Here is a 17597-nt window from a genome sequence, read left to right on the forward strand (position 1 = left end):
CAGCTTTATTTATATGAAAAGGCTAAATTTCCTCGGTGGTGGAATGAGTCTGTTAAATCACCATTTGTTTTTCCTTTCTTTGAAAAATCTATCTGTAAAAAAGGACTACCTTTGGAGGGCAAAATTTGTTTATCGAAATACGAAGGCATATCAGAAGAAAGTACGTCTTTTGGGACGAAGAAGTTTATCCCCTTAAGTTAATAAGAAAATCATATATATTCATCGAGGGTTTCCTCTAAAAGGGTATGAACATATGTTCTTTTTCTCGAAGAAATGTTATTATAATAGAATGCCATTTAGAAAAAAAGGAGAAAAGAACATGACAGGAAAAACACATATTATGGCTGGGATAGCAGCAACTACAGTCATTGTTGCCATGACGGATGAATATCAACCTGAATGGTTTATTGCAGCTGGAGCAATTGGTGGATTGATTCCTGATATTTGTCATAGCGGCAGTAAAATTGGGCGTAGATTCCCGGTGCTGTCCAAAGTGGTCAATACTATTTTTGGTCATCGAACATTTACACATAGTTTACTATTCTTAACTCTGTTAACACTTGTCTTAACCAAATTAGTCAGTAATCCGTCGATTACCACGGGGATCTTAGTTGGTATGGTTACACATTTAATACTAGATGCAACGACTAAACAGGGAATTAAACTATTGTATCCCGCCAAGCTGACGATTCGTTTCCCGATTACTACAAAGACTGGGGGGAAGATGGAGAACATCCTTTTATTGCTGTTAACTGTGATCACGCTTTATTTTGCCAACAGTCTGATTGGGCTATTTTAGATATGACTTTTATTAATACTTTTACTGTAAGCAGAGAAGGGGCATATAACTTTCAAACTAACTTTCGTAATGGCTTGCTGATTTCTAGAATCTATTTTAGTATCTAGTCTCTTATTAACGAAGACTTTAGTTACTAAATTTAATCGTGCTATATGTTATACTAGAATCAAAATTAGACATGGTAAAGGGGAATGATCTATGCGTATTTTGGTTTTGGGAGCTGGGGGAATTGGAGGCTATTTTGGGGGTCGCTTAGTAGAAAAAGGTGAAGATGTTACTTTCCTCGTTCGTCCTAAAAGGAAACAAATCCTTGAGAAAAACGGACTGATTATTCATAGTGTAAAGGGGGATTTTTCTTTTACCCCCGCATTAATTACAAAAGATGATCAAGTTGAACCATTTGATATTGTTTTATTTTCAACGAAAGCCTATCATTTAAAAGAAGCGATCAATGATTTGAAACCATTTATCGGTGAGAAGACGGTTATTATCCCCTTATTAAATGGTATATCTCATCTCACTCCATTAAAAGAAGCCTTCGGAGATAAAAAAGTGATCGGTGGTCTATGTTTTATCGAAACCACATTAAATCAAGCAGGTGAAGTTGTCCATTCAAGTACTTTTGATCGTCTTGTCTTCGGTGAACTCGATCACCAAAAAACAGATCGTATTCAACAAATTGCAAGCACATTTAGTGGGACAAAGGCAGATTTTGTTTTGAGTCAGCAAATTTCACAAGACATGTGGCATAAATATTTACGCATCACTATTTTGTCAGGTATAACGACACTTATGCGTGCACCCATTGGTCCCATTCGTGAAAGCGATGGTGGTAGAGATTTTATAAAGAAATTGTATACAGAAGTAACAGAGGTAATGAAGGCATACAAAGCTCTCATTGCAGAAAATATTGCTGAAGAACAGTTAAATTCGATCGATGATCTTTCATATGACTTTAAAACGTCGATGCAACGGGATATGGAAAAAGGATCATTTGTTGAAGGTGATCACTTGCAAGGCTATTTATTAACATTAGCCAAACAATTCGGTATAGAAACACCGTATCTTAAAGCGATTTACCAAAACTTAAAAGTATACGAAGAGATGCTGTAAAGCTATTTATATTCCATTCAAAAAAGTACTCATTCCTGTTATGATATGATCGATTGACAGTAAAATAAAGAAGATTAATATATTAATCTTATATGGTCTTCTTTTATCACAGATAACCGTCCGTAAAACTCAGGGCAACAACGGGATTCGATGGGGCGAGTAACCGCACTAAGGAAAACTACGGAGCTTTACACCGCAAGAATAAGTGATTTTCTTATTCTGAGTCCCAGGTCTTTTTGATGGGATCACTTATACAAACATCAAATATTAACTCAATTGCAAATTGTACTTAATGCAACTAAACTATCGAAAAAACCTTGAGCATTGTATATCTCAAGGTTTTTTCGATAGTTTAAAATTTACTTATCACAGATAATCATTCGTACCCCACTGATTGATGTTTTATTTTATTGAAGTGGGGGTAAAATATTACTTAATGACAAATAGAAAAGTTAACAGACCCTCATTGTCATTTCCTTCGTTACTGTTAAAAACATTGAAATGATTGAATTTGATTTAAATCAATTCCAAAATACACCCATCTAAAACCAGTCCATCTAAAGCCAGCAATTGATGTTCTACCAACAAATGTCGGATAGAACCAAAAGGCATCTCTTCTTAACCAAATATAGGTGAATCGAAATAAACAGCCACGAATCCCTCCTGGATCAATTGCGAATGTTTGAAACTGGGATTGCTCTGGTGTAAAGTTTGGCGGAGGAGAGGTAGGTGGACCAGATTGCTGCCCGCCACCTCCCCCAGGGGAACCACCGGGACCTCCTGGAAAGCCTCCTGGAAAAGGCCCTCCACCAGGAAAACCACCCGGTCCCGGACCAGCGCCGGGTCCAGGACCGAAAATTTGACCTAGCCAATAACCTGGACCCGGAAAATTAATTTGTCTTTCAGAAATATCATATTGAGATTGCGATGGTTGATTCGGATCATAATAATTATGACTCATTCATTGTCTCCTCCTTAATTCCTCGTAAAAACTCTTCGCTTTACTATATGGGGAATTCGTCTAATATGGGATTGATTTCAAAAGATTGGGCACTCAACAGTTCCCGCTATATTTTTTATTAACTTATCACCCACTGATTGAATTTCATTATTTGACATATTTGAATTGATATCTCTTCCTTTTTGTCCTAAATGGTATAACAAATTTTTGTAAGGAAATCCTAATTTTAAAATGTTATGAAAAGAGGAGGCATTATTTTTTATGAATTATAATGATTATCCAAAAACGAAACTTCCTGAATCTACCACATCCTACTGGACTGAGTCTTCCATATTACCTGCGTTTCCAAAATTAGAACGGGATATCCATGTTGATACTGTCATTGTAGGAGGTGGCATCACTGGCATAACAACTGCCTATCTTTTAGCAAATAATGGACTAAAGGTTGCTATTTTGGAAGCGGATCGATTATTAAATGGGACAACTGGGCATACAACGGCAAAGATCACTGCCCAACATGATTTAATTTATGATGAACTGATCAATAATATGGGAGGAAGTCAAGCAAGATTATATTATGAAGCCAACACAGAAGCCTTGAACTTTATCAATAAAACCATTGACCAACTGCAAATTGATTGTGACTTTAGCAAACAAGATGCCTGGGTCTATGCAACCACGGAAGAATATGAACAAAAAATCCAAAAGGAAGCAGAAGCATATGATAAATTAGGTATTACCGGTTATTTAGTCGATACGATTCCTTTTGATATCCAAGTTAAAAACGCATTAATTTTGCAAAATCAAGCTCAGTTTCATCCGATTAAATATTTAAATACCTTAATCAAACAGATCACCAAAAAAGGTGGACAGATTTTTGAGCAAACAACTGCGGTTGATGTTGAAACGAGAAAACAACCAACCGTTTTTACACGTGAAAATTTTCATGTGACCGCAGATTACATCTTAGCTTGTACACATTTTCCTTTTTACGAGGGACTTGGTTTATATTCCGCAAGAATGCATGCTAATCGGTCATATGTTATTGCAGCAAAACCAAAGAAGAAATATCCAGGTGGAAGTTTTATTAGCGCAGATAAACCTATTCGATCATTAAGATCAGTCATGATTAATGGTGAGGAGATGGTCCTGATTGGTGGGGAAAGCCATAAAACGGGGCAGGGAATAGATACCATGAAACACTATCAAGCACTAGAGAATTTTGGTCAATCTATTTTAGGTCTTGAAAATATTTCTTATAGATGGTCAGCACAGGACTTGACGACCCTCGATAAAGTACCCTATATCGGGAAAATAACTTCGGGACAGGACAATATATTAATTGCTACTGGTTATAGGAAATGGGGGATGTCTAATGGAACTGCCGCTGCTCTTTTATTATCTGACATGGTTTTAGGCAAGAAAAACCGCTTTCAAGATTTGTATGCACCAGCAAGATTTTACGCTAGACCAAGTCTAAAAAACTTTTTCATTCAAAATGCAAATGTTGCGGAACATTTAATCAAAGGAAAGCTTCAGCTTAGCAATATAAACCCTAATACATTAACTAATGATGAAGGGGCCATTATTAGTGTGAAAGGAGAAAGAAAAGGAGCTTATCGGGATATGGACGGAAAACTCCATATTGTAGACACAACATGTACTCATGTTGGATGTGAAGTTGAATGGAATAGCAGTGAACGGACTTGGGATTGCCCGTGTCATGGTTCCAGATTTTCCTATACTGGTGATGTAGTTGAAGGACCAGCAGAAAAACCATTACAGCCATATGATTATAAAATGTTAGACAATTTGACATCAGAAGACTCAGGTTATTAGCGGTAAAAAATTGTGTGGGAGAGAGGCTCAGGCTGTTGTAAGCTGTATGCTGTACATCTTGGGACAGCTTCTTGTTGTCTGGGATCATAGTAAAAAATAGCTGAACAAAATAAAGTAATAATAAAAATATTTAAGCAACTTTTGAAGGTTAGAGAGTTACTCTCTGGCCAGTTGGAGAATAAAAAAACGGCACATGATATTAAACACACACCGAATATTTTAATTCGGTGTGTGTTCATTCTTGCCTTGGCCCCACCAACCTGCTTTTTTATAGATAATAATAACAACAGCAGCGCCAACTAAAAGTACCAATGGAATTACCCATGTGAATCCAAGTGAAGACAGGATAGGAGAAAAGGTAACAATAATGATGTCAACAGGTGCAACACCAACATAACCTAGTGCATAGCCTTCTGGAGTCCGACTTCTCAGCTCAGGATCAACAATTCGTAAAAGGGCAAGCCCCATCGCAACCGTACCTGTACTCCATCCCCAGCCGAAAATAGATTTCTCTAACCAGAAATCTCTGAATATATTTGGACCAACGAAACGAAAAATTATATATGCCCACATAATTCCGAAGATAAACAAAAGAGTCAGCGGTAACGCATAGTCTACTACAACAGTAATATTAATCGAAGCAATACCAAAAGCAACTAGAAAATCAGTGGCCGATCCACCAATTCGATCCATCACACGTTTATCAATATATTTATCTGCCTTTATTTTACGACAAATTGCCTGAAATAGTAATCCTAGTATAAATGAAACACTGAATAATGGTATCGATACTGCTGGTACCCAATCAGTAAAAATATTTGTCAACCAATAAGATATACCAATTATAAAAGAAATAATAGCTAAATGTAACACAAGTGGATCAATCGAATTTGATGAGACAGTCTCTTGTCCCATAGAAGGTCGTTTAGATACTGGTATTAATCCAGACTTTAATTCACTTGGTAGATTTTTAAAACTGGTAATAAATTTTGTTTCTCCATTTTCTGTACTTTGTTTAATAAGAAATAATCCACCTAAAACAGCGGCTAAAATTCCTACTGTGGCAGAAGTCATACCAAGATCCAGTGCCTCTTCCCAGCCGGCATGTGCCAATCCTTCACCAATAGCAGCCGCAGTGCCATGACCCCCTAGAAAACCTGCTCCCAAGATAAGTCCAAATCCATTTGGAAGATTTGGAAAAATAGGATTCAAAACAAGTAAGGCAAATAGGACACCAGCTCCCCACATAGATAATGTTAAAATAATAGAATAAGAAAACATATCACGGACGCGGTGAAAGACTTCCGATAATCGCACTTTTTTTGCACCAATTGGAATGGCTCCAAAAATGATTGCAATCAATAATGTAGGGTAACTACTAAATTGTTCTGAAAAGGGCAAGAGACCTAATCCGCTAGGGCCAAAGGCTAGACCGATAAATCCAGCAAGCATACTAGCCGGTAAAAATAGCGATTGAATCCATTTCAATTTAGCTCTTAGAATGATTCCAATTAAGAGTAATCCAGAAATAATGCTAACATCTATCATTAATGACCAAATTGTGAAGTTTTCCATTTTTAATAAAATTCCTCCTAGCCTATATTCAATTAATAGAGTAATAGTAGCCAAAGTCAACAAAAAGTTTGGATGGAGATGATAAAACGAAACTTCAATCAGTGGGAGTTGGGCCTACAGGATGTAGGTCATGCAGATGCGAGTAATCGCACTAAGGAAAACTACGGAGCTTTACACCGCAAGAATAAGTGGTTTTCTTATTCTGAGTCCCAGGAGGTGACGGTTTTAATCGGCGTTGTCCTGGCTCTCACTGATTGTTAAGGAACACAAGCTAACGTCGTGTTGCCCCGAGTTTTACGGACGGTTATCTGTGATAAAATAAATCACTCCATTTACCTTCTTAGATAATAATCACTGACCGAACGTTCTAAATCTAACATAATTCAATTTAAGAAACAAGTTATTTTCTACGATATAATTATCTGTTGACTGTGAAAAAACTCTATGATAATATTTTGGAACGAATGTTCAGTAAAGGGTTGAGCCGGTTATGTATATTGTTTATAAAAGAGAGTTAGAAGGAATAGGTTTTGAATATGAGGTAAATACAACATTTGGTGATTCTTTTTTGCTAATTCAATATCTGGATGGGATGTGTGAAATATTTTTTTATGATAAACAAGAAAGAAAGGGGTCTATTTTGCTGGATTCAAATGAAACAAGCATTTTATCACGGCTCTTGAACCGGGAAAAATTGTAATAAAATACTTTCCAATATACAATCTTAATCAGATATTAATCATGTGAATTTCAGTTCAAAATAGCAGAAAAAGAGGAATAGACACGTTGAATTGACATGGGTAGTTTATAACGTTTAAGGCTATTAATCATTAAATATTGTCAAATCAGGTATTTGTGCTGCACTTAATTGTAGAACAAAATTATAGTTAAACCTATATAATTAAATTGATTATGCGCCACGATATCATAGTTAAAGCTTCTACAAATAAGATTAAAAATAGTAGAAGCTTTTAAGTAGGTAAATATTTTTGTATTAATAGCGTAGAACTTTGAACTCGTAAATAAACGCTTTATTTATAGCTACTTCCACTCAAAGAATCTGTTGAAGCAATACCATATAGAAAGGTATCAATCGCTTTTTCATAGAGATCAAGTGTTTCTTTCAAATCTAAGTCCCTGCAAATATCATTTAATCCATACAATAATGTATCAAAAATTTTAGCAAGTAATAATGGATTATCTGCTTTCAATTCTCCTGACTGTATGCCTTCTGACAATAGTTTTTCACTATAGGATACCCTAGTATTAATTGTTTTATAGAGCTGGTTCTGTACGGAAGAATTAGATTTTTCTTGACTAAAAAACTCATCCGCTACATTTGTTAACGGGTGGTTATAATCATTGATTACAAAGTGTTTAGCAATTCCGTGTAATTGCTCTATTGTGGTGGGATAGCTTTTCTTTTGTTTCTCCCATTGTTCCATCCATTCTTTTTCCCATTCCTCTAGTACATGGATAAACAATCCTTCTTTACTATCAAAATGATAATATATATTTCCTTTACTGATTCCAGTGGTTTCTGAAATATTTCCAATAGATGTTGAAGCATAGCCTTTCTCGATAAAGAGATTTTTGGCTACTTCCGTAATCCTTTTTTTTGTCATCATACTTTTTGTTTGCTTCTTATTCAAAAAGTTCACTCCTGCTCATTTTTAATCTATAATTTCATGCGATATTAGGCTGTAAACATAAACAATCGCTTAGATAATTACTGATTAATTGTTCTAAATTTATCATAACATAATTATAGAAACAAGTGATCTTCACAGAAAATAAAGACTTAGTCAAAAAGGAGAACTTTTTTGCTTTAAAACAGTTACTGATTCACTATAATTTAATAATAGTGGTGTGATCACATGAATTTGAATGAACAACTGCAATATATTTCAACAGAAAAAATGTACAATGATTTAACAACAGAATAGTAGGAGTAAGAGAAAGGACAGGTTGATTAGCAAATCAAAATGATGATTCATTTAGTCAACCTTCTCATGTCAGAAAAAACTTATTCAAATAGTTCTTGAATCAAAATAGAATGTTTCTAGTATTATAAATTTTCAAATTATTCTGTACAAAGGTGATGAATTAATAAAAATAAATGATATAATATTTCTTATGAAAAAAGATATCAGATTTCGTGCTGAAAATAAGTGGAGGATAAAAAGTAAGTTGATTTAGCAAAATATTAAAAATTGTTCAAGATAGAGAGGGAGAGAGAATGCTTACAAATGCGGTTTTAATTAGTGTTATTGTGATGGTCGTGGTGAGTTTATTGCGTGTAAATGTTTTATTCGCAATTATTCTTGCTGCATTAACAGCAGGTTTAATGTCTGGGCTGAATTTAGTAGAAACAGTAGAGTTAATGGTATCTGGTATGGGGGGGCAGTCAAACACTGCACTAAGTTATATTCTACTTGGAATATTTGCTGTCATGATCGGCTTATCAGGGATTACTACGACGCTGGTAAATAAGATGTTGATTCTTTTTAATGGTAAAAAGACAGCACTTGTCTTAGCAATTGCTGGGATCGCGTGCTTATCACAAAATATAATACCTGTACATATTGCTTTTATACCGATCTTAATTCCACCATTGTTAAATTTATTTAATCATTTAAAATTAGATAGGCGAGCTGTTGCTGTGGCATTAACGTTTGGACTTAAAGCGCCATACATGACGATTCCGATCGGTTTTGGATTAATCTTTCAGGGAATTATTCAAGAAGAAATGATAGCAAATAACATGCCAATCAGTTTGAATGAAGTAACATTATCCATGCTGATGCCTGGAACAGGAATGGTCGTTGGATTACTCATAGCTATTTTTATCAGCTATCGTAAAGATCATCTACCTAGGAAGAATAATCTAACTGAAGTAGATAATTTAGCTCCACATACACAAACAGAGTCAAGATGGGGATTTTATCAATGGATGACCGTTCTTGCGATTCTAGTGGCATTAGCCACACAAATTAAAACAGAATCATTGATCCTCGGAGCACTGGCTGGGATCATTATTTTATTTGTGACTAGAGTCATAAAAATAAGCCAAAATGATAAGATTGTCCAAAAAGGAGTAGGCATGATGGGCATGATTGCTTTTGTTATGCTTGTTGCTTCTGGTTATGCAACCGTGTTAAAAGAAACGGGAGATATTGAACAATTAGTAGAACAGACAACATCTGTGATTGGGACTTCTTCTTTTGTCGTTGCTACTGCTCTGTTGTTAGTTGGATTATTTATTACAATGGGAATTGGGACATCGTTTGGGACGATTCCTATAATTGCAGCGTTGTATGTACCGATCTGTTTAGCAACAGGCATGTCACCATTGGCAACCGCAGCACTTATTGGAACAGCAGGGGCTTTAGGTGATGCAGGGTCACCTGCTTCTGACAGTACACTTGGACCGACATCTGGATTAAATGCAGATGGAAGGCATGATCACATATTGGATACATGTGTCCCTACATTTTTACACTATAATATTCCATTATTTATTTTTGGCGTCCTTGCAGCAGTTATTCTATGAGACGGGGCAAAATGCTATACAACTGAAAAAGAAGATTTTATAAAACGAAACTTCAATCAGTGGGATTTGGGCCTACAGGATGTAGGTCATGCAAGTCCTTTCGATGGGGTGAATAACCGCAACCCCAGATGTTGTCACAAGAGGTGACGGTTTTAATCGGCGTTCCCCTAGCTCCCACTGATTATTAAGGAACACAAGCTAACGTCTTCGCGTCCTGGGACTGCGGTTACTCGTCCCACCGAAAACATTTGCGAAAACGCTTGTGTGACCAGCATCGTGTTGCCCCGAGTTTTACGGACGGTTATCTGTGATAAAAAGTGGATTAAAGTTATGAAAGAACGATCTATGAAAACTCTTCACACTATGTATGTAAAAGCTAGGGATTATTTTTATCAGAAATTGTAACAATTATTACATATAATAAAGGGAGGATGGTGTTGCTATGAAGAAAATGCTTCAATTGTTATTTGTATGTGTGAGTGTTTTACTGATCAGTGTAGGTTGTAGCAATGATAGTGTAGAAGATGATATTGAAGATAATTCTGAATTACCAACAGAAGAAAGTACGGATAACGAAGATGATTTAACCTCAGAGTCTCCTTCTTCAGAAGATTTATTGGGATTAGGGGATACGGGAATACTGGAAACTGAAATAGGTAACTTTGAAGTAACTCCTACAGCATTTCGTTTTGAAGAAGAGGTAGGTGAGGATGATGAGATACCTAATAATGAAATTTTTATTATTGTGAACTTAACGATTAAAAATATAGACGATGAGCCTATAGTTAGCGAGGATTTAATCTATTCATCAAACCTAGAGAATGTAGAAGGTGCTGGAGTAGGGGCAGATTTATACTTTGATGAAATTAATAATTTTGAGGGTGAAATAGCACCTGATGAAACAATGACTGGGGAATTGCTATTTGATTTTGTAAGAGAGGAAGCCTATGAATTCTCTTTTGGTGCAGATTATCTAGATTCATTAAGTAATGAAGTACGCTGGGTTTTCGATGCAGATGAAGTAGAATAGAGAAAATGTTTATTGGGAAAGAAAATAATAGATTAAAAATTAAAGCTAAGAAACATTTTATTCTAGCGAAGATGGGACAAAATTAGTCTCACATGGATAAAAACGGTGATGTTTATCAAAAATAGATAAACATCACCGTTTCATCTTTTTTTTATATTTTCCTTGCTAACGATGAAGTATTTTCTTATATGTACGTGAAACACCGGATAGAAGCTCTATATCCGACCTTTTGACTTGTGATTTTGTTTGAAATGAGAGATAGAGGGTCACTATCCGACATTTTGGTATGCGATTTCGTTTGAAATGTTTGATAGAAGCCTTCTATTCAACATTCTGGTTTGCGACTTCGCTTGAAATGTTTGATAGAGGTCCTTTATCCGACCTTTTAACTTGTGATTTTGTTTAAAATGTCCCATCTATGAGAGAATAGAGACATTTTGAACAGTATTAGAGCTTACTCGAATGGCTTCAAGTGTTACAGCGAATTTTCCATACTTATTGAATAGTTCAGCTTTTCTAGTCATATAAAAAAGCTGTTACACCATCTATTTTTCATTGTGTAACAGCTCCTCTTTTATTTAGCTGGGTTTGGTTCCGACCTCTTTTTGATAGGTATTTTATTTAAAAAAAGAGAAAATATAAAATGAAACTTCGTTCAGTAAGAGAGAATTTTCGCTCTTCTCCCACTGATTAAAGTTTTGCTTTATGCTTTTTAGTTATAGTTTTATATTCAATATAGGTATTTGTTATCTATAGACGAATTACTTTATAATAAATATAAGCTGATGAAGAATAGCACATAGCTGTAAAAGATAAACTTCCATGATAATAGATGAAACTGCTATCCAATTAAGAAGAGAGGAGGTATAAAATCTTCACTGAATCGAACTGATTCAGTAAACACCTGTTCATTCATAAGCAGGAGATATTTGTTTTTCTATATCTTTTGGAAAGATTAATTTAACCAGGAGTTTAATCATCAATCAACTTCCCTTGTTCAATTGGGGATAAGGGAGTAAACAGTCTGTTATTAAATCTTGATAAAGAATTTATCACTGTTTTAAAACCTTAGTGAATTTTATTGATAAATACAGCTAGAAAGGAATAATTAAAATGGAATTAAAAAAGCTTTTATCAAAAATGACATCAGAAGGTGTCATTCATGGTGGTTCAGAAGTTAATAAGGCAATGGTCGCAGTCTCATATGAAACGAGACGTTTATGTGCTCAATTGAATAATGGTGTTTATACAAATGAAGAAATTAGACAACAAGTGTCTCAAATTATCGGTCGAGAATTAGATGAAGGTTTTTCTTTATTTGTCCCTTTTACAACAGACTTTGGCAAGAACATTAAAATAGGAAAAAATGTATTTATTAATTCTGGATGTCGATTCCAAGATCAAGGACAAATCACTATTGGAGACGGAAGTTTAATCGGTCATAATGTTGTTCTTGCAACAATAAATCATGATTATAACCCATCAAAAAGAGGAACCATGTACCTTAAACCCATTGAATTAAAGGAGAAAACGTGGATTGGTTCTAATTCAACCATTCTTCCTGGTGTCACAGTTGGCAAAAACGCCGTTATTGCAGCTGGATCAGTAGTTACCAAAGATGTCGCACCAAATACGATTGTTGGTGGAAATCCTGCAACATTTATAGCAAATTTAGAGGATAAAATCAAACCATAATACGCATACTAACTTGGCTAATCTAGTGAAATAAGTATGTTGAACGACAGATAAACAGTCAATAAAAAAGATAAACTAGAAATCAGATTTCGTTAAAATGAAAAATAGATTTAGAAGAAAGTTTAATATGAGTTTGGACGAAATTTACCGGTTTCCCAATGCAGAGGACGAACAATCTAAGCATGACAAAATAAATGAAAAAGTAATCAAAGGAGAGGTTAAACATGGCTATCAAAGATAAAGTAATAATTATTATGGGAGCCTCTAGTGGAATTGGAGAGGCGACTGCTAAACTTCTAGCTGAAAAAAATGCGAAATTAATTTTGGCAGCACGCAGACTGGATCGATTAGAAGCAATCAAACAGGAATTTCCGGAAGCAGATATTCTTATTCAACAGGCAGATGTGACAAACAATGATCAAGTGAAAAAGGTCATTAATCTTGCGATGAATACCCATGGAAGAATTGATGTACTTTATAATAATGCCGGTATCATGCCAACTGCACCAATTATTGAGGGCAGACGCGATGAATGGCAAAAGATGCTAGATATCAATGTGATGGGTGTTTTAAATGGAATTGCAGCAGTTACCCCAATTATGGCAAAGCAGAAGTCGGGACACATTATTGCGACAGATTCTGTTGCAGGGCACGTTGTCTACCCTGATTCCGCCGTTTATTGTGGAACAAAATTTGCGGTAAGAGCAATTATGGAAGGATTAAGACAAGAACAACAGGAAAACAACATCAAATCAACAATCATTTCTCCAGGAGCTGTTGCTACCGAATTATATAAAACGATTAATGATAAAGAAGTCTCTGAAAGCCTGCATAAAGACCAAAAAGAGTGGGGATTAGTACCAGAAGACATCGCAGCCGCCGTTGTATTTGCCATTGATACGCCAGATCGCATGTCTGTTAGCGATATGATTGTACGTCCAACAACACAACCTGTTTAAGGTGTACAAGAAGATAAAATAAGGAGTGCTCTTATTTTCTTATTGTAAGAAGAGCACTGTATATAAGTCATGATCTAATTTTTAGCCCAACTGTTTATATTCAGTTGGGCTTTTTCCATAGTAATTTTAAAGTATTTTTCTGGATATGCGGCTTGACTTCAAGTTACATAAAGCTAATTTTGTATCTCATACTTCTTAACCTAAAACGATAAAGTCTAAAAGTACAAACAACAGCTACGATTAAAGGATATTTCTTTATGATCAATTAATCAGAACAGGGTGATTACTAGTGCTTTATTTTATCACCTTTTAACTTCCATATATTACAACACACACTGATATTGACTAAAGGAATATACGTTCGTATAATATAACATACAAACATATATTCGCGTTAGGAGAAAGTGCGATGAATAATATAATCATGATGGATTATGCTAATGAGCCACGTCGAGATATTATGTGTATCGATGTAAAATCTTTTTTCGCAAGCGTGGAAGCTGCTGAACGTAAGCAACACCCTTTAAAATCTAGAATTGCAGTTGTATCAAAACCAGATAATCAAGGGGGCTTGGTTTTAGCGTCATCTCCTTTAATAAAGCAGGAATATGGAGTTAAAACAGGAACAAGGATTTACGAGATCTCACATAAAGCAAATATAGAAATTGTCGAACCTCGTATGGCATTGTATTTAGAAAAGAACTTAGATATATTACGTATTTTTAAGCGCTATGTCGCAGAAGAGGATCTACTTGTTTATTCGATCGATGAATCGTTTATTGATGTGACTAAATCTCGGAAACTTTTTGGCAACGTGCATGATATAGCAAAGAAAATCCAAAATGATGTATGGAAGGAGTTAGGTTTAGTACTAACTGTCGGAATAGGAGATAATCCACTCTTAGCAAAATTAGCGCTCGATCATCAAGCAAAACATGACGAACAAAATGGGTTTATTGGTGAGTGGCGGTATGAAGACGTCCCACGTAAAGTGTGGAAAATAGAACCATTAACTAATTTTTGGGGCATAGGTCAGAGAACAGAAACAAATTTACATCGAATCGGTATTCGGAGCATTTATGGATTGTCTCAATATAATATTGATCGCCTAAGAAAAAAGTTTGGTGTGATTGGAGAACAACTCTTCTTTCACGCACACGGCATAGATCGAACCGTATTATCCGATACTTACACTCCTAACAGTACATCGTTTAGTAAAAATCAGATTTTAAACAAAGATTACCTGATTAAACATGACATTGAGATTGTTATTCGAGAAATGACAGATGAGAATGTCGCCAGATTAAGAAAATACGACTTAATAACCGGTATAGTCAAACTGTCCATTGGATACTCCAGAAATACAGTTCCGGATGGATTTAATCATCAGATGAATGTTGAAGCAACTGATTCTTCAAAGAAATTAAAAAAATATATGCTGCTTATCTTTGATAAATATTATCAAGAAAACACACCTGTAAGAGTTGTTAATGTCACCTTTGGAAATCTTCAACCTAAGCAGTCATTGCAGCTCGATTTCTTTGAACCAGTAGAAGAAGCCATCGAAAATGAAGCACTAGACCAGGCAATTGATTTTGTGAGAAGAAAATATGGTCAAACCTCACTATTACATGCTTCTAGTTTACTTGAAGGTGGAATGGCTAGATACCGTGCTAAATTGCTTGGTGGTCATAGATCAGGAAAGGAAAAGTAAAAATGAAACAAACATCTATAACACGAGTCACGCCTGAACAGTTAGGTTATAAAGATAGAGGGATTGTTAAATGGTTAGGGATGATGTTGTCGGATCATTCTGAAGCACTTAAAAAGGAAAAAATGAATAACCAACGCATAGAAGTTGAAGCAAAAGATGAAATGACGGAAGCAGACATTGCGAATGTATTATATAAAGCTTTTGTAACAGATTCACCCGTTTCAATTCAAGCGAATGTGATGCGGGATGGAAACTATTATAGAGATTTACCATGTAAAGTATCTGGATATGTTGAAAACCAGATCTACTTAGACTTAAAAGATGGACGGGTTACTCATTGTACACTTGAACAGATAAGAAATGTAGAAGCTATAAACCCGCTTGATTGGTACGATAAGAGAAAATAATAAACTTCAAAAGAAAAAGTAAGACAACTCGATATAGAAGCACCATACCTTAAAGTAATTGATCGAAATTTAAAGGTGTACAAAGTGATGCTAAAGAAAAAAGCCTCATTTCTAACTTGAAATGAGGCTTTACAGCTTTAGTAACTTTAATTAAAAATTCTCTTCATAACAAATCAAATTTGCTAAGCTTAGGGCGCATTATCACAGATATGGGAAACTAATGCTCCAATTCACGCAACTACCAGATATTTTTGATGGAACGGCAGCTGAGATTCCTCATCCAACCAGAAACATTAGCACCCTGTATCCTACAGGCCTAACTCCCACTAATTGAAATTTCGGTTGATTATGGTTTTGTGATAATCTCTCTCTTTTGATAACCCAAAATACCAAAAAAGATCAAAGCAACAGCAAATATTAAATTAATAATTAAGGCAGCGATAGGCAGATTCTCCACCTGAATGGTATAATGCGAAAAGGCAAATGGAGATAACTGCATGACGGTCCAATTAATAAGTCCGCTTTCCCACGATACTTCCAATAGACTAAATAATGCCCATATTCCCCAACTGAGAGCTGTGACTTTTGGAAAAAAACCATATAGCAGACTGAAAAATCCTATGAGTGTCCATACTGCTGGGATTTTAGAAATACTCATTATCAGGATTTGCCAAGATTCACTTCCCCAACTACCCGACACAACACTATAAATAGCGGCTCCAATTAATCCCATCAGAACCAACAAAAGTGCTGAACCACATAATGCAATAAAGATAAAGCTAAACATATATGATTTTCTATTTATTTTCTTATCTAAGATAATCTCATTACGTCCATCCATCTCCTCTTTTTTCAATCCATTCAATGCAAGTAAAGCATATAGCCCAATAAAAAGTGCCATGATATAAATACCAATGCTGACAAAAAGCAAACCAATTGGCATACCCTCCATCCAATTATCTCCGGTGATTTCTGTAAATAGAGAACTGATTTCACCAGAAATGGTAGGGGATACAGCTGCAAAAGTTGCAATGTAAAGGGTAACAGCGACTAGCCAACCTATAAACATTCCCTGATGAATCTTCCAAGCTAATGCAAGTGGATTTTTAAAAAAAGGAGCAGCTTCTGTCGGACCAGCTTGTAACTCTAAAATAGCACCGCCAATGTCCCTTTTAGTAGAAAAGAAATAAGCCAAAATTATAGGAAATAGAGCAATAACAAGCAAGGGAACTAACCCAAGAACATTTTCATCTGCAAACGGAGAAGTAACCCTGGTCCAGGAAATAGGAGACAGCCATTTAAGGAAAAGGTCACTCCCACCAAAGTTATTCAAAATATTGATGACTAAACTCAATCCCAAAACAATGATTCCTATATTTCTTGCAGCAGAACTACTATTTCTCAATTGACAAGCTAATAATCCAATACCAGTAAAAAACATTCCTGCCAAAAATAAAGTCGCTCCGAAAATAATAATTTCTTTTATAGAACCACCAAGTACCAGCATTGTCATACTCATTAAAACACTAGCTAAAAAAGTGCCCAAACATACAACACAAGAGGTTGCCGTTAAATTAGCATATTTTCCAACGACCAAAGAACTAATAAATTCAGTTCTTCCAGTTTCCTCATCTGTTCTCGTATGCCTAATAACAGTGAGAATGACGCAAACACCAATCAATAAAGTAACGGGATTTATAGCTCTCCATAATGTTGCGCCAACCATATCCATAGACATAATGGGTCCATGTACCGCAGAGACCAGACCATCTTGATTTAATTCATTGATGACAGCATTTATTTCCCGACCGCTAGTCAAAGAAAGAAAGGAAAAGGCATGTCCGATTAGTAAAAATAACGGTAATAATATCCATAAGGGAAGGAAAAAACGATCTCTTCTAAGATATAAATAAAATAATATTTTTGTTCCAGCAAAATGTTTATGACTCACT

14 protein-coding genes are annotated in these 17597 nt (G+C 35.4%); 10 read left to right on the forward strand and 4 right to left on the reverse strand.

Annotation, left to right across the window (positions count from 1 at the left end; translation table 11 throughout):
- Positions 1 to 319 precede the first annotated feature (319 nt).
- Together ACS127_RS13805 and panE are read left to right on the forward strand one after the other, a co-directional pair.
- A complete protein-coding gene (locus ACS127_RS13805; protein WP_440895616.1) occupies positions 320 to 799 on the forward strand; it encodes a metal-dependent hydrolase in 480 nt (159 codons plus the stop codon).
- A 198-nt stretch (positions 800 to 997) separates the two neighbouring features.
- Entirely contained in the window at positions 998 to 1912 is a 915-nt protein-coding gene (gene panE, locus ACS127_RS13810; protein WP_440895617.1) for a 2-dehydropantoate 2-reductase, read from the forward strand.
- Positions 1913 to 2399: 487 nt separating this feature from the next.
- On the opposite strand, the gene ACS127_RS13815 is transcribed toward panE, so the two are convergent.
- The gene (locus ACS127_RS13815) at positions 2400 to 2873 is read right to left on the reverse strand and encodes a hypothetical protein (protein ID WP_440895618.1); all 474 of its coding nucleotides are present in this window, start codon (positions 2871 to 2873) and stop codon (positions 2400 to 2402) included.
- 261 nt (positions 2874 to 3134) lie between these two features.
- Between ACS127_RS13815 and ACS127_RS13820 the strand changes: the two genes are divergently transcribed.
- Entirely contained in the window at positions 3135 to 4712 is a 1578-nt protein-coding gene (locus ACS127_RS13820) for an FAD-dependent oxidoreductase (protein ID WP_440895619.1), read from the forward strand.
- 219 nt (positions 4713 to 4931) lie between these two features.
- Here ACS127_RS13820 and ACS127_RS13825 read toward each other — a convergent pair whose 3' ends face one another.
- Positions 4932 to 6287, reverse strand: coding sequence for a sodium/glutamate symporter (locus ACS127_RS13825; RefSeq protein WP_440895620.1), 1356 nt, complete (start codon positions 6285 to 6287; stop codon positions 4932 to 4934).
- A gap of 490 nt (positions 6288 to 6777) precedes the next feature.
- Here ACS127_RS13825 and ACS127_RS13830 point away from each other — a divergent pair, with 490 nt between their 5' ends.
- Positions 6778 to 6987 carry a hypothetical protein gene (locus ACS127_RS13830; protein ID WP_440895621.1) on the forward strand — a complete coding sequence of 70 codons (210 nt, stop codon included), beginning with the start codon at positions 6778 to 6780 and terminating at the stop codon, positions 6985 to 6987.
- 331 nt (positions 6988 to 7318) lie between these two features.
- On the opposite strand, the gene ACS127_RS13835 is transcribed toward ACS127_RS13830, so the two are convergent.
- Positions 7319 to 7939: a TetR/AcrR family transcriptional regulator gene (locus ACS127_RS13835; RefSeq protein ID WP_440895622.1), complete on the reverse strand. Its 621-nt coding sequence runs from the start codon at positions 7937 to 7939 to the stop codon at positions 7319 to 7321.
- A gap of 587 nt (positions 7940 to 8526) precedes the next feature.
- Here ACS127_RS13835 and ACS127_RS13840 point away from each other — a divergent pair.
- The 6 genes from ACS127_RS13840 to ACS127_RS13865 all read left to right on the forward strand — a co-directional run bounded on the left by ACS127_RS13840 (position 8527) and on the right by ACS127_RS13865 (position 15645).
- On the forward strand, positions 8527 to 9840 hold the full coding sequence (locus tag ACS127_RS13840; RefSeq protein WP_440895623.1) for a Na+/H+ antiporter family protein: 1314 nt from the start codon (positions 8527 to 8529) through the stop codon (positions 9838 to 9840).
- Positions 9841 to 10282: 442 nt separating this feature from the next.
- On the forward strand, positions 10283 to 10870 hold the full coding sequence (locus ACS127_RS13845; RefSeq protein ID WP_440895624.1) for a DUF4352 domain-containing protein: 588 nt from the start codon (positions 10283 to 10285) through the stop codon (positions 10868 to 10870).
- Between the two features lie 1113 nt (positions 10871 to 11983).
- On the forward strand, positions 11984 to 12565 hold the full coding sequence (locus tag ACS127_RS13850; protein ID WP_440895625.1) for a DapH/DapD/GlmU-related protein: 582 nt from the start codon (positions 11984 to 11986) through the stop codon (positions 12563 to 12565).
- Between the two features lie 224 nt (positions 12566 to 12789).
- Complete coding sequence (locus ACS127_RS13855) at positions 12790 to 13524, forward strand: SDR family oxidoreductase (RefSeq protein ID WP_440895626.1); 735 nt, start codon at positions 12790 to 12792, stop codon at positions 13522 to 13524.
- 409 nt (positions 13525 to 13933) lie between these two features.
- Positions 13934 to 15238, forward strand: a complete 1305-nt coding sequence (locus ACS127_RS13860) for a Y-family DNA polymerase (RefSeq protein WP_440895627.1) — start codon at positions 13934 to 13936, stop codon at positions 15236 to 15238.
- 2 nt (positions 15239 to 15240) lie between these two features.
- Positions 15241 to 15645, forward strand: coding sequence for a hypothetical protein (locus ACS127_RS13865; RefSeq protein ID WP_440895628.1), 405 nt, complete (start codon positions 15241 to 15243; stop codon positions 15643 to 15645).
- Between the two features lie 346 nt (positions 15646 to 15991).
- Here ACS127_RS13865 and ACS127_RS13870 read toward each other — a convergent pair whose 3' ends face one another.
- Complete coding sequence (locus tag ACS127_RS13870; protein WP_440895629.1) at positions 15992 to 17596, reverse strand: ABC transporter permease; 1605 nt, start codon at positions 17594 to 17596, stop codon at positions 15992 to 15994.
- Position 17597 lies beyond the last annotated feature (1 nt).

The sequence above is a fragment of the Amphibacillus sp. Q70 genome (assembly GCF_052055485.1).
Lineage (GTDB): Bacteria > Bacillota > Bacilli > Bacillales > Amphibacillaceae > Amphibacillus.

Excerpts from the sequence above, each read along its gene's own strand:
- ACS127_RS13850 (WP_440895625.1), top strand. The coding sequence starts at position 11,984 with ATGGAATTAAAAAAGCTTTTATCAAAAATGACATCAGAAGGTGTCATT.
- ACS127_RS13865 (WP_440895628.1), top strand. The coding sequence starts at position 15,241 with ATGAAACAAACATCTATAACACGAGTCACGCCTGAACAGTTAGGTTAT.
- ACS127_RS13845 (WP_440895624.1), top strand. The coding sequence starts at position 10,283 with ATGAAGAAAATGCTTCAATTGTTATTTGTATGTGTGAGTGTTTTACTG.
- ACS127_RS13830 (WP_440895621.1), top strand. The coding sequence starts at position 6,778 with ATGTATATTGTTTATAAAAGAGAGTTAGAAGGAATAGGTTTTGAATAT.
- ACS127_RS13805 (WP_440895616.1), top strand. The coding sequence starts at position 320 with ATGACAGGAAAAACACATATTATGGCTGGGATAGCAGCAACTACAGTC.
- ACS127_RS13815 (WP_440895618.1), bottom strand. The coding sequence starts at position 2,873 with ATGAGTCATAATTATTATGATCCGAATCAACCATCGCAATCTCAATAT.
- ACS127_RS13840 (WP_440895623.1), top strand. The coding sequence starts at position 8,527 with ATGCTTACAAATGCGGTTTTAATTAGTGTTATTGTGATGGTCGTGGTG.
- ACS127_RS13860 (WP_440895627.1), top strand. The coding sequence starts at position 13,934 with ATGAATAATATAATCATGATGGATTATGCTAATGAGCCACGTCGAGAT.
- ACS127_RS13825 (WP_440895620.1), bottom strand. The coding sequence starts at position 6,287 with ATGGAAAACTTCACAATTTGGTCATTAATGATAGATGTTAGCATTATT.
- ACS127_RS13820 (WP_440895619.1), top strand. The coding sequence starts at position 3,135 with ATGAATTATAATGATTATCCAAAAACGAAACTTCCTGAATCTACCACA.
- panE (WP_440895617.1), top strand. The coding sequence starts at position 998 with ATGCGTATTTTGGTTTTGGGAGCTGGGGGAATTGGAGGCTATTTTGGG.
- ACS127_RS13855 (WP_440895626.1), top strand. The coding sequence starts at position 12,790 with ATGGCTATCAAAGATAAAGTAATAATTATTATGGGAGCCTCTAGTGGA.